This is a genomic window from Labrenzia sp. VG12 (assembly GCF_002237595.1).
Lineage (GTDB): Bacteria > Pseudomonadota > Alphaproteobacteria > Rhizobiales > Stappiaceae > Roseibium.
On the sequence record NZ_CP022529.1, the window covers coordinates 2,154,658 to 2,168,802 of the forward strand.

At 55.6% G+C, this 14,145-nt stretch carries 7 protein-coding genes; 1 reads left to right on the forward strand and 6 read right to left on the reverse strand.

The window, feature by feature from the left end; genetic code table 11:
* Positions 1–55 precede the first annotated feature (55 nt).
* The 6 genes from CHH27_RS10095 to CHH27_RS10120 form a co-directional block, all read right to left on the reverse strand.
* Positions 56–3,193: a hypothetical protein gene (locus CHH27_RS10095; RefSeq protein WP_157738843.1), complete on the reverse strand. Its 3,138-nt coding sequence runs from the start codon at positions 3,191–3,193 to the stop codon at positions 56–58.
* Positions 3,084–4,235 carry a hypothetical protein gene (locus tag CHH27_RS10100; protein ID WP_094071473.1) on the reverse strand — a complete coding sequence of 384 codons (1,152 nt, stop codon included), beginning with the start codon at positions 4,233–4,235 and terminating at the stop codon, positions 3,084–3,086. The genes CHH27_RS10095 and CHH27_RS10100 overlap by 110 nt, the downstream gene beginning before the upstream one ends.
* Complete coding sequence (locus CHH27_RS10105) at positions 4,163–7,474, reverse strand: hypothetical protein (protein WP_157738844.1); 3,312 nt, start codon at positions 7,472–7,474, stop codon at positions 4,163–4,165. Before CHH27_RS10105 ends, CHH27_RS10100 begins: the two co-directional genes overlap by 73 nt.
* 645 nt (positions 7,475–8,119) lie before the next feature.
* Positions 8,120–9,655: a flagellar protein gene (locus CHH27_RS10110; protein WP_094071475.1), complete on the reverse strand. Its 1,536-nt coding sequence runs from the start codon at positions 9,653–9,655 to the stop codon at positions 8,120–8,122.
* A 14-nt stretch (positions 9,656–9,669) separates the two neighbouring features.
* Complete coding sequence (locus tag CHH27_RS10115; RefSeq protein ID WP_094071476.1) at positions 9,670–11,523, reverse strand: flagellar hook-associated protein FlgK; 1,854 nt, start codon at positions 11,521–11,523, stop codon at positions 9,670–9,672.
* Positions 11,524–11,596: 73 nt separating this feature from the next.
* Positions 11,597–12,985 (reverse strand): flagellar hook protein FlgE, encoded by a 1,389-nt coding sequence (locus CHH27_RS10120; protein ID WP_094071477.1) that lies wholly within the window; start codon positions 12,983–12,985, stop codon positions 11,597–11,599.
* A 306-nt stretch (positions 12,986–13,291) separates the two neighbouring features.
* On the opposite strand from CHH27_RS10120, the gene CHH27_RS10125 reads away from it, so the two are divergent.
* Positions 13,292–14,137: a MoxR family ATPase gene (locus CHH27_RS10125; protein ID WP_094071478.1), complete on the forward strand. Its 846-nt coding sequence runs from the start codon at positions 13,292–13,294 to the stop codon at positions 14,135–14,137.
* The last annotated feature ends 8 nt before the right edge of the window (positions 14,138–14,145 follow it).

Sequence of the window (14,145 nt, forward strand, 5' to 3'; positions counted from 1 at the left end):
TCCCTACAGCAAGAAAAAATCGAGGCCGGCGCTCAAAGCGACCGGCCTTTTGCTGTCAGCCCGCCTCATCCGCTTCGTCGAGTTCTTGCCTGACATCATCGAGGTTCGGAGAAAAGTCGGTAGCTTTTCCGATCTTTGACAAAATCGCGTCCACCACCATTGCCTGGCCATCCTGACGCGTACTTACATGCACGATCTCGTCCCGCAGAACCGTCATGTCTCCTTCCTCTTCATTGAGATAGGCTCCGGGCAATGCGAAAAACTCGTCCCCGGTGAAAAGGTCTGTAAATCTGCCGGGACGTCGTTGGTCACTGCCAAAGCTGGCCACGAGTATCCGTTCATTGTCGGCGAGACCATCTTCGGGAACCATCACGGCATTGACGACACTTGGCCTTTCTGCTCCCGGGAGGAATTGGCAGAACAGCCGTGCGCCGGGTCCGAAACGGTCATCAAATCCGAGCATTTCAACCAGTGTTGCCGGGAGATAAGCTAGGCCCCGCTCACCGTCAGCGTCTTGAATTTCAACGAAACCGTAACTTGGATTTTCATTCAGGTTGTCGAGCGATGCCTCGGTCCACGGCAACCTCTTGATGTTCCTCGGCACGGCCTTCGACACTTGCAAGTTCGTGCGATTGTCCCGTTGCAGCGAAAATTCCACCGGCATCGATTTCGTGATTTTGTCCGCCTCCACTTGGAATGCAGCGGCGTTAAAGCGGATTTCGGCACTGCGATCACGGATCATGACGATTTTGCCGAAATCTTTCTCCTGATTATAGAAGGCGACATACCCCTCGTGAAACCAGTCATCGTCGTGCGGTGCGCGTTCGAACATACCCGGTGTGAGGGCTTTGGACTTGGTTTCCAGGACCGTGAAGCGAACCTTGTCACCAAACTTCAGATCATCTGCCCCCCTCTCCCTGAGCATCCACCTGGGGAAGGAAACACGGTCTTCCACGCCCAACACCCGGAACAGCATCTCATCGACCAGTTGACCATCCTGATCTTCGGAACGCGGCCCCTGATAAAACCCGTATTTCCAGGGCGCACCTTCATTTTCCCGGACTGCATCCAGCAACCGCCATTTGCCCTCGTACAAATAGGCCTTCACCGATAGATACTGTCCGGGCATCTCATCACAAAGCCAGTTGTAGGCGTAATGGCTCTTGTGCACGAAGATCTTGATATCGCCATTGGCGCTTTGCAGAACCCTGCCTTCTGCCCCGCTTCGTGCCGGTAGCAAATAGCACATCAAATCATTGTGCCCCTCCCTATGGTTGAACTGCACGAAACTGATGGAGCGTTTGTCTCCCAACTCGGCAATCTGGCAAGCCACAGGCAGGCCAATGATATGCCGGTCGGGAAGTCCCGCATCTAGAAAAGCATTTTGGCTGATCTTGATGCGTGTGCCATCCTCGAGTTCTACAAAACCATAGCGCCCGTTCTTTTCGAAGGCATATGGCGCGCCTTCTCTGAAGGGCACGATCCGTCCGTTTGTCAATGGACCGGGGATACGAGGCATCTGATGCAGATCACAGACGGCATATCCTTTTGGTGTGGCCGCAATCTTGGCCCGCTTCCAGATTGCCTCGCACTGGTCCAAATGCCCAAAGCAATCATGCAGCTGAGGCGGAATCAGCGCACTGAGCTGCTCGCCATCGTGAGAGAAATTCAGAAAAAGAAGGTTCCCGTCCTGGGCGCTACTTACTTCCCCCAGGATCCAGCGCCCCTGGTCCAGAAGATCCATGTGCTGCACACGCGTGATGGAGTACCGATTGTTCGGCTCCTCCTGCATGGTCAAATGTACCTTTGCACCTTCCGGCAGACACGGAAACTTGTAGAGCTGAGGAAGCGCAGCCTCATGAAGAAATAACGGCTGCAAGCCCTTTTTCAGGCCCCTGTCCTGAGGGCGCGAGATTTCGACCAGCCAGCAGCGCCGGCCGCCGTCAGGTTCCAGCTCCCACTTGATGGTGCCCTCTACGTCCCAGTAGATTCGTCGGCTGCATTCCAACAGCCGGCTAACCACCGGGAAACGCCAGTTGCTGCGTACAGTCGCCGACACGGCGTCACCGGATTGCAGCCTGTGGTAGCCAATGCGCCTCAGCATGGCCATGGGAAGTTTGACCAGCCGGTCGACACCTTCGCCCTCCAGGTAATAGGCATCATTTTTGGGGGAGAAGTTCAGAACGGTCAGGTCTTGCCGCGTCAGCAGGTTTTGCTCCCCTCCTGGACCTTTTACATAGGTCAGTATGGGCAGGTCAGCATCGTCTCTCCTGACTTCACACAGCAAGACATCTCCGACAATCAACTTGCGATGTATTGCGACTTCGGCAAACTGCAAGTTGCCCTCTACTGTCGCGAATTCATTGACGTCAAGCTGACGGGAATCCATAGGCACCTGAATTTTGAACCGTTGCGCAGACCTGTCGATATCAAGGACCGTGAATTCCTCTAGATCATTGTGAGCTATGTGGAACGGCTTCGCATCGCTGACTCTGTAAGTTTCACCGTCCCGGTAGACCTTGCACCAGAGGGATTGCCCCAAGACAATGACGAGGCCACTTCTCCTCAACACATCTGCTGACAGCGTTACTTGAATGCCGTCCTCATTCGCCAATTCGGCACCCTGCACCCTTCCGGAACGTCCCTTCAGGCGTTCAACAACAAGTTTTTGACGGCGACGTGTGTCGAGCTCTTCCGGCTCGAATTCTGTAATCTGCTGATCCAGATTTTCTTCGAAAGCCTGCCCTTCGCTGCCTGCAACGCTCCTTACCCAGAAGCCATCCGGTCCTGAAATTCTCGGCATTACACCGGGAAACAGCTTCTTGAACATCGAAATGAAGGTTCGATCTTTTCTCGGATCCCTGTTTTCCTCTTCATCTCCGAGAAAACGAGCATTTCCGCCGGTAAGCTCAATCAGGCTCAAGGACTTGTAGGCAACCTTCCTGAACTCCTCGATTTCGGCAATCTTGCCCTGCCTTCCCGACAGAGTAGAAGTTTGACTCAGCGTTATTCTACGCAGCCCCAAGGAAGATTTAAGCGCATTCAGAAACCACCCGTCGCCGCTCAAGAGCACCGTTTTGTGTTCAAGCGGCAGGAAACAAAGTAACCACGAGTTCGATGCCCCGAGCGCAAGACGAGACCCCATAGCACTGTTGCCAATAATGCCCGGATACAGAAGATCGACGGCGGCCATGACATGCTGCCAGCCTCGTTGAGACACCGGTAGAAAACCCGGTCTTGGCTTCATGAGGGAGACCAGCAGCCGACTTGGCGGCTAAACTGTCTCTCGAGCTCCCGCCAACGCTTCCGACAAGGGCACCGCTGTTTCGGTAAACGCTTCCTCCTGGTCCCGGCTGCCCCTCCTCCCCCGGACCAGCCTCTCTGTCTTCCTCGCCTGTTCCCTGCAACAGGTGATATTCCTGCACCGAGATCACGTTGGAAGCCAGGGACACCTCGTGGCCACCCCACTTGCCGACAATCGCCTTGCCTGGCTGATTGCCTGGACCATTCGTTGCCGACTTCTCAGTTATCTCATCAAAATCTGCAACGAGCAGGTCTCCAGGATAAGGTTTCGGCGGAACGGGGAACCGGTACAGGACATCAAGCAAATCGTCGACAAAGGTCTCGGTGCTTCCTTGAGCGAAGGTTTCGAGCCAGCCCTCAGACGGGGGAATTCGCGAAACAAGCTGGTGGCGTTTGGCGGCCCTCTGAGCTTGTAATCCCTGCCAGACTGCAGCTGCATATTCCCTGCGGAGCTTCTGCCGCAGGTGGCTGTCTGCAGGCAATTCGGGTTCAAGACTGATCAGGGCTGCAGCCAAGATGCGCGTTGCCCGGTCCCACGACTCCTGCTCCAGCCGAGCTTGATAAGTTTTGGCGGCGAATAGGGCGCTGTAACCACTTTGCTCGCTCGGGTTATCTGCCAAGTCGCTGGAGAGCCGGCTGATCGCTTCCGGTTCGACATCGAGCTTTCTTTGCGGCTCCTCCGTGAGCGACAAGTAGAGCGTCATCCCTTCCGAGCAGCTCCGCAAGTCGAGCGGTTGAGCGTCGAGCACCAGAGGTAAGAATTCTTCCAGGAGCCGTACTGCTTCCTGCCTGTGATCACTCGAAATGTCGGCAGCCAGTCCGACAAATTTTGTGAGTTCGTATCCGGACCAATTGTCTTTTAAATCCAGAACCCACTCGCCTTTGCCAAAAAAGGTGCCGGTTTCTGCCGTACGGCGGATCTGTGCCTCCAACTCGTAACCTGCAAACTTTTCCTCGCGGACGCAAATTTGGCGGCTTCGTCATGTTCCGCTGGACAAAGGTCGATCGCTTTGATCGCGTCGACAAAGACAGGAGTTTCAAGGCTGGCGCCCCCCTCTGCCTGGTGAAGCGTCCGCCAAAGCTTTGCAAGGATAATGAGCCAACGCGCCTTGCCAAGTTCGCCTTCTATCCGATCGGCATTTGTGGTGACGACGTCCAAAAACCGCCTGGCAAGCGCGGCATTCAATTGCGCCAGGCGGTTGATTTCATGGAAGGCGGGGTGGCCAAGATGAATTTGGCGCTCGCGCAAGGTCTCGATTACATTTGCGACAACTCCGACAACAAGATCGCTGTCGATGCCCTGTTCCTCGGGTTCAAAATGACCTCGAACTCCCTTATAAATCTCTGCCGTTTTTCTGACGGACTTGATGTAAAGCCGCAACAACTCAAAAGGGGCGGATTTCGGGTTCGCAACAAGCTCTGCCAGGAACACGTAGTTTTCCTTCAGAAGCCTGTCAGCCTCTTCCGGCAGTGTTTCGTTGTCTGCTGCTTCTGCGATGTAACTGCGCGCAAGCCGGATCTTCGCCTTTTCAAGCCAGAACACGATGCGCTGACTGCGATGGCCTCGGTCGACGAAACGGCTCAAGTCTTTGACCGTCGCGGAATAGTCCTCCAGAGAAAGTGCACCATTGTCGACGTCGGGGTCGTTATCCACAAGCTCCTCGACCACACTCAGGTCAGCTGGAAAATCGGCGTAGAGCTTATGCGCGATTTCCTTGCTCTCGTTGGCGAATTTCCTTGATGAAGCATAGCTAGACCGACGTAGCTGTTTGGAAACACTTGACAGAATTCGCGCTTCCAGAATGCGGTGATGCCTTTCCACCGTTTGATCGATCTCACCTTCAGTTGCCTTGATCAACGCCTTGAAATCGTCCAGACAACGCAGGGTCTGGGTCAGGCTGACACCATGGTTCAACGCCCCAAGATACCCCGCGCCGCGGGCATTGCTCCAATGCGGCGACAACCTGTTTTCCAATAATTCCGTTCGCAAGAGCCAGTACCGGTTCATGGCAGGTGACAACGGGCTGACAAAACGCTTCTCGGCCAGATGAGTTAGCAATTCCCGGGAGTCGAAAAGACAGTCGCGCGCATCAGCCGGTTCGTATCGCCGGCCAGCTGTACAGAAAATTTCTGCTGCGAGTTCATTGGCCCGCACAAATAGAAGAACGAAGGCCGCCAAGTGGGGCCTGGCATTGTCTTGGGAGAGTCGGATCTGCGACAGCGCCCAATTGCGCAATCCCAGGATCTTCTTAAGCCAGAGGCTCGGCGCTTCCTGACGGATGGTGTCTTCCAGGAAATCGAACCAGGTATTGAAAATTCTGGAAAGCTGTTCGGTCTGCCATCTTCCAGAAAGAAGTCTCTTGTCAGTGTTTGACTTGGAAGTTCCTGACAACACGCACGAATTCAACAGATCGCCAACGGGCACTGCCATTTGGTGCAAGGGCACTTCTTTTCGTTTTTGATCAATGTGGCGCTGCAAGGCGTCCGCGAGGATAACACGATCATCTGCAAGCAGGTAGTCAGCGCGAGAATCCGGCTGCTGATGCTGATTTCCCCCTTCATTCCTGCGAAGATCCCATAACAGTTTCTTGTAATGATGCTCAACCTTGAAGAAACCCGGCTCATCCGCTTCGACAATCATTCCGCTGCCAAGTACATGATCCAGAAGGGTTTGGTGAACAGCAACATTCAAAGAATCGCAAATTGTTTCCAGCATCGACCGATCAAATGCTGTGAGGTACCAAAGTAATTTTAGAAGCCGCGCTTCATCTTGCGGCTTGTTGGCCATGATCTCTTCGAAAAGACGACTGAACGGATTAACAAACTTTGCCTTGTCTCCCGAAAACCGACCCAGGTTTTCTTTTAGGTATGTCAGTTTCGCATGCAATTCGAAGGGCAAAGACGTCGTTTCGAGGATACCTTCCATGGCCGGACAGTGAAGGTGACCCGACATGCCCAGCCTGGCGACAAGATCGAGTTTCTCTGCACGCGTTTCAAAGCCCTGCAATGAAACAAGAACCACTTCACTGAATGACCCCTCCCCTGAGATGGGGTTGGAGCTAGCGGTATCTTCAATCGCCTGTTCAGAACCATTTGCAAACGGTAGGTCGAAAATGTTTCCAAAGGACGCTTCGTCCTCCCAGTCACTGACAGAGCGCGGCGGCTCTCCTTTTCCGGCTCCAAAGTTATCCTGAGACGACGAAGACAGGAGGACCTGTCCAGGTTCTTTCATTTCAGAAAGAGTTTTTCCTTCCTTGAGCCAGTCGATCTTGTACTGGGAAAACAGTACGATTGTTCCAGTTTCCAACTCCTCACAGAATGTCCGTATCAAACGTTCGAGATTTCCGCCCTGCTCGGGATTTGCCTGCGAAAAGACCCGGTCATGCCCATCGATCAGGATCACCGTTTTGTTTTGAGGAAAATCTTCGGCTAACTCGTTCAGGTCCCTGGCCAGGAACAACGGTAACCGTTCCAGGCACTCATCGCCCCCCCAAAGGTGAGCACCCTCAAATTCATCGGCAAATTTCTTGAATGCGTCGCTCATCATGCGTTGTTCTCCGACCGCGCCAAAGAACTTGAACAAGGCATTTACAGGTGTCGCTTCCACCACTTGAGCGGCAATTCCCAGGCTCGACTTCGCCGCTTCGCTGGCCAGGGTTTCAACGTACTTGAGAAAATTGTCGACTAGCCCGTCTTCAATGGCAGTGACGTATTTGTCGTGGGAGAATAGACTACCGTATTTGAGGTGTTCTTCTTTCCTTCCCTCAAGCGTGCTCATGATCATGAACAGGGTGTCGAACCGCTTAAAATATCTGAAATGCGTAGACAGCTTCGGCTGCGCACCAAGATTGAACTGCATATTCAATCGCAAGGCCTCAAACCACAACAGCTGCCGTTCGTTGCCACTATCAAGGGACAAAAATGTGTAACAATAACCAGGCAGGCCCGCAGAGCTGGCAAGCTTGTGTTTCTCAGCGAGCTTGGCTTTCAGATGCTCAAAGAGCCATGACTTGCCGCTTCCGCCATCGCCGTGGAACAACAGTCCGCATTTTCGGTGAAATTCTGAGCGTTCCAGAAGCTCATTGAATACCCGCTCTTGAGATTGTCTCTCGACGTAGTGCTTAACGTTGTAAACAGGTCTAACCACAGTTTCTTCCAAACAAAAAATCAAGAAAAATCACCAAGAGAAGCCATCGATTTCTATAAAACCGCATCAGTTCAGACCAACAGATTTGCAAGAGCCAAAAGGCGCGCAAACAATCGGCCGACAATTTAAAGTCCAAGAAACCGGCGCTTAAACTCCCCCAACGGAAATCTACTATGACGTTTTTTGGATTGACAACCTAAATTAGCAAAAAGAGGCTTGGCACAATCGTCAGCCCACCTCTCCCGCTTCGTCAAGCTCTTGCCGCTGTCCCCACCGCCTTCCTGCTTCTGGTTCAGAAGCCGATTTTCCAAGGCGAGTCGTTTCCCCTGCCCGGGGGCGCCTTCACCCGGCAGCAGCAGGCCTGCCAACCAACGTGTTCTCCTCCGAAAGACAGCTCAGAAACGAATTCAAAGGCCTGGAGGGGGCGCTGGACCGGAACGACGGCGGAGTTTCAAAACTATTTGCAAGACGATATGGTGGTGCGTGTTCCCAAGGTCTTGCAAGCCTCAGAAGTCGGTCACTTTGGCAATGAGGCAAGCCGCAAGTACGGGCGATTTTTCTTGGTCCCGCTTGCCGAAACAGGCAGGAATTTGCCATCTGACCAAAACCGAAAAAGCCGGCTCCTTCAAGCCGGCTGATCCTTGGTAACATATGTCGCCGGTCCGATGTCTACAGATAGTCGGACAGGGACAGGTTGAAGACGATGGAAGACGCCCGGTAGGACACTTCGATATTGGTCTGAAGCTGCAGGATTTCTGCGGCCACACGGTCCTGGTCGATGCCCTCGATTTCGTCGATCGTGCCTTCGTAGGTGTTTTTCATTTGCACGTGGCGGTCTTCGGTCAGCGAGACCGTGCGATGGGTGATCGCAATATCGGTGGCTATGTCGACAATGCCGGATTGCTCCACGCCTGGCGGATGCAGTGTGGCTCTCAGATTGGTAGACAGCGCGTTGTAGTATTCCTCGTCGGTCTGCGTACCGCCTGAGAAATCAGCAGCCACAAAGGCCGCCAGCGACTGCACCAGCTCCTGCAACGCGGTCTCATTGGCCCTTACGCCGTAATTGACCGTCAGGTTGCCGTCGACCACGGCGTTCTTGTCATCCCGCGGGTCGGTCACTGAATCGTTGCGGCCGGTATACCATTCGACGGTTGTCGAACCGCCGCCGGTCAACGCCGTTGCCGTGTCATAGGGCGGCCCATCGATACGCTGCGGTTCCTCGCCGCCAAAGGTGGTAAAGAATTCCTCCGCCGCCCATTCGTCGGAAACGGCCCGCAAGGTGGTTTGCGCCTGGCTTTCGATTTCGGCTTCCAGCGCATCCCGAAGGTTCTGCGCCGTTTCCTCAAGGTCCGCCCCGATGGCAAAGGTGCCCTCGTTCTCAGCCGTTGCAGCTGCGGTAAATTCGATCGTGATCGTCTCCGTATGGTCCGGCGGCAGGGTCAGCTCGACAGAAATCGTCTCGCCGAGATTGGGCTGCCCCGTGAACTGAACGTCGAAACTGTCGGGATCCGCCGCTAGTGGGCCGGTGACGGCGACATTTGTCAGCGTCGAAGTAACCGAGGAGATGTCGAACCCGAAATCATGTGCACCGTCTTCGGCAACCGTGAAGGTGGAATCGGTCGGCACGGCCCCGGCATAGTTTGTGGTCAATGCAGAGGTATCGACCCGTCCGTTGTTGTTGGTTCCGAGATTGGCCTGCGAAAATTCGCTCAGATAGGTCCGCAGTCCGTCACGCCCGTTCTCGCCGTCCAGGATGGCCTGCAGGCTGGCCACCGGATCATTCACGGCATCGGTTCCGCCGAAGACGTAATAGCCGGCGACTTCCGTATTGAGGATATTGACCGCCTCGTTGAGCAAGAGCTCTGCCCGCGACTGGGTCTGGGTCTGGCCGTCATCCTGCAGGATGAAGTCGTTGGTATCGAGGGCCGACTTGGCATCCTGGCGCAGCTCTTCCAGCCGGTCCAGCGACATGGTGGCCGTCTGCAGATGCAGGTTGGAGATCGTGATGGTCTGCTGATAGGTCTCGATCATGCTGACCTTCTGGGTCAGCTGAATGTCCAGCAGCCGCCGGTCGCCGATTTCACCATAGGTGTCGCCCACCTTGCCGCGCGCCAGCTGCGTGGTTTTCTGGGCCAGCGTGTCGTTGAGTTCACCCAGTTGCTGGATCAGATAAGTCCGGGAAGTGGTGACTGTTGAGACGGCCATGACGCACCTAAACCTTATACAATGTTCAAGAGCTCATCGAAGAGCTCCTTGATCGTCTGCATGACACGGGCATTGGCCGCATAGGCGTTCTCAAGCTGCACCATGAAGGCAAGTTCCGTGTCCAGATCGACCGCGTAGCTTTCCTCGTATCGGATCGCCAGGTTCCTGGTCAGCGTTTCCTTGCTGTCCGAATAGGTGGCGGCATCCTCCGCCTGGTTTCCCTGGAAGGCGACGGTCTGGTTGACGAAATCGATGACACTGCCCTGGAAGGGGGTTGACGAACTGCCGATGCCCGAACCCGGATCATAATAGGTCGTGGCAGATGTCAGGGCTTCGGACAGATATTGAGCGCGGGCCGGGTCGTTGGCGGTGTTGGCGGTCGGCGTGGTCTGGTAGTTCACCAGAAGAGCGCTGTCTGCCAACAGGTCCGGATTGACGGCAATGGCGTTGGCGTAACCAAGCCGCTGGCCGCTGTCCTCAAGCGCGTCCGTGAACAGTTCTGGGGCATCCCGACTGTCGACGAAAATCGCCAGACCTAGCCCCTGGTCCGTGTGAGCCGTGACGGTGACATCGGCCGTCAGGCTTTCGACCGTGGTTGGCCCGGTGTTGTCTCCCAGAACCCTCAGCTGATCGGAACCGTTGTTGCTGACCTGCAAGCCGGTTGCGCCCATCGCGGCAATGATGTTGGTGATGATGGTCGCCTGCGTCCCGCTCGAAATATCAATGCCGAAAACCGTGTCATTCGGATTGGCCGTCGCGGAATTGTCCAGGGGCAGCAGGGATGCATCTTCAACCCCGACCAGCGTAACGGTCTGTGCCGTACCGCCCGTATCCGTGTATTCCACCGTGATGGTGTTTCCGGCCTGCAGGGCGGAGATATCAAGATCGAAGCCGTCATCCAGGCCGACCGTCACTGCCGTGCTGTCCACGGTGACGTTGGAAAAGGCCAGCGAGATTTCAGCAGCAATGGTGTCGAGCTGTGTCTGCGCCTCGACCAGGATGTCGTCCCGAAGTTCGGCCGTGGCCACCATGAGGCCGGATCTTGAACCGGCAATCAGGTCATAGCTGGTACCACCCGGTGTTGTCACCATGACGGAGTTCCCGGTCTGCCCGGGCTGCAGGGAATGAGACCGCGAGAAAGACAGGGTCGAGGCCTGGTTGTCCGCGTAAAGCTGCTGGCCATCCGCTGTCTGAATAAACAGCGTATCGTTCGAGCTCTCGGAGACATTGACGTCGAGATACGCGGAAAGCTGCTCGATCAGCCGGTCGCGCTCATCTTCCATGTCTGCTGTCGAGACACCCGATTGCGCCGCGTCCCGGATCGCTTCGTCGATGTCCTCGATGCTGCTCAGCAATCCGTTAACGGCATCCGTTTGGGTCGACAGTGCGGTGTCCGCCTCCTGGCGCAGGTCGGCGATCTGCTCGTAGGAGGAGTTGAGTTCGCGGGCAAACGCGTCTGCAATCGCAACGACGTCTTTCTGTGCGGCGTAATTGCCCGGGTCGTTCACCAGTACCGCGAGTTTTGAGGACAGTTCACCGACAAGAGAGGTCAGGCTGCTTTGATCGCCGATAGTCCCGAAAATATCATCAAGACGATCCGTGAAGTCCGCGATCTGCTTGGCGTAATTGGTGTCGGCAAGGGAATTGAAATAATCCGCCTGAATTTGTTCATCGATAATGCGCCGGACTTCCGTTGCATTCATGCCTGCAACGTTGCCGAGGCCGTCGAAGAAAACTTCTGCGGAGATAATCTTCTTGGAATAGCCGGCCGTATCTGCGTTCGCGATGTTGGTCGCTGTCACGTCCAACTGGCGCTGATTGTAGGTAATGCCGAAAACCGCTGTGTTCATGGCACTTGTCAGACCCATGGCGGCTTCTCCTTCCTTTTACGCGACTAGGCCAGGCGTACCGGCGGGCTTGCGCCCGCCGGCGGAGCCCGAATTACCGGACCATGTTCAGGGCATCATCGAGCATTTCGTCCGCGGAGGTGACGATCCTCGAGTTTGCCGAATAGGCCTGTTGGGTGATGATCAGTTTGGAGAACTCGTCGGCAATATCGGCATTGGAGAGCTCCAGTTTCTTGGCAAGGATCTGGCCGCCACCGGACAGGTCCGCATCACCGGAAGAGGCGGTCGCCGCAAAGGCTGCACCGTCGACACGCTGCAGGTTCTGTTCTGCCTCGAACGTCGCCAGCGGGATCTGGTAAACCGCGCGCTGCTGGTTGTTCGAATAGCTTGCGACAACGCGTCCTGCGTCATCCACGGCAACACCGGTCAATTCACCGGCAGGGTAGCCATCCTGGTCGAGTGAGACGGAGCTGGCCGTTCCATCCGGATCCGAGAACTGGGTCAGGGAGCCGTTTGCAAACGAAAACTCAACGTTGTTTGCCGTGGTGCCACCGATGGTTAGCGCCGTAATCGTAAACCCGTCGCTTGTGCCGTTGACGGCCGTACCGGTCATGCCACCAGCTGTCAGAGTACCCATGACCCCGGTCGAACTGAACTCGATATCACCGACATCATACCAGGCGTCCGTCGCATCTCCGCCGGTGCCGATATACATGCTCCAGGTATCGTTTTGCGGCACGCCGGCGTCTTCATTGAGGCGCTTGGCATAGCGCACCTCGACATTCATCGCCGTACCATTTTCGTTGTAGATTGTGATCGAACCGCCGGAGATGGACGAATCCAGGAAATCCTGTTCATCCGCATTGGCGATGTTGCCGACACCGACACCTGCATCAAGAAGCGCGGTATCTTCGTCTGAGCCATCGTAATCTGTTGTATCGGGAACACGCGGCAGGTTCGCCTGGTATTCAACCGTGGTGGTTGCTGACGCCGCCAGCGGCTGGTTCTCGATCTGGATCACGGTCGGATTGTCACCGATGGCGTTACCGGTATCGGGATCCAGCGGGAACCCTTGAAGGTAGTAGCCGGATGCGTTGATCAGATACCCTTCCTTGTCGCGTTCGAAATCGCCACCGCGCGTGTAGTAGGTTTCGTCTGCAAAAGTCGTGGACCCGTCGACAACGTCGGACGCCTTGGTCACGACGAAATACCCGTCACCGTTGATGGCCATGTAGGTGTCTACATCAACGGACGTGATATCGCCTTGAACGGTGTTGGTGGCACGCGACGTCGCGAAGGTCGTTCCTGACACCTGCTGCGCCTGCACCGAACCACCGCCGGAAACGAGATCGGAGAACGTCGTGTCGAGCCGCTTGTAACCGGTGGTCTGAGAGTTGGCGACGTTACCGGAAATATTCTCCAGAGCCGTGGCCTGCGCCGCCAGTCCGGAAACAGCCGAGTTGATAGCCCCATAAATACCCATGTTCGGTCCTCTTTATAGATCGGGCACTGCTACGCGGGCTTTCGCCCATAATCGGCTTCCATCCGCAAAGGCCGTGCCAGAATCGGATCAGAGATTTTTCTTTAATCTTTTCAATAAATTAAAGCTCATATCTTCGCGACAGCGCTCGCACCAAGATCGGCAATCCGCGTCCTGCCGGGCAAAATCTTCCCCACAAGATGGGCAAGACTGTCCCTCCTTGCCGCCTGCCGATACCTGGTTTTATTGGCTTGCGCACCGCGTCCGGGCCTGCCAACTTGCCGCCGACTGACGAAGGACGAATTGCCCATGCGCTTTGAAGGAACTGAGAACTACATCGCCACGGAAGACCTGCGCGTTGCCGTCAATGCGGCGGTTGCCCTGGAGCGGCCGCTTCTGGTGAAAGGTGAGCCTGGCACGGGCAAGACCGTCCTGGCCCAGCAGGTTGCAGCCGCCCTCGGGGCGCCGCTGATCGAGTGGCATGTCAAGTCCACCACCAAGGCCCAGCAGGGCCTTTATGAATATGACGCTGTCTCGCGCCTGCGCGACAGCCAGCTTGGCGACGAACGCGTCAAGGATATCAACAATTACATTCGCAAGGGCAAACTCTGGGAAGCTTTCGAGGCTCCGGAACGGCCGGTCCTCTTGATCGACGAGATCGACAAGGCCGATATCGAGTTTCCGAACGATCTCCTGCTGGAACTCGACCGCATGGAGTTTCATGTCTACGAGACCGGAGAGACGGTCCGGGCAGCGCGACGTCCCGTCGTGATCATCACGTCCAACAATGAGAAGGACTTGCCGGACGCCTTTCTGCGCCGCTGTTTCTTCCATTTCATCAAGTTTCCGGACGCGGAAACCATGACGGACATCGTTGAAGTGCATTTTCCCGGCATCAAGCAGCGCCTGCTGTCGGAAGCCCTTCGCCTGTTCTACGATGTGCGCGATGTGCCGGGACTGAAGAAAAAGCCGTCGACATCGGAATTGATCGACTGGATCAAGCTGCTTCTGAACGAGGACGTTGACCCGGAAACGCTTCGTCAACAAGATAGTTCCAAGCTGATTCCGCCGCTCCACGGTGCTCTTCTGAAGAATGAGCAGGATGTTCACCTGTTTGAGCGGCTGGCCTTCATGGCGCGCAGGGAACGGACCTGAGACGGGGA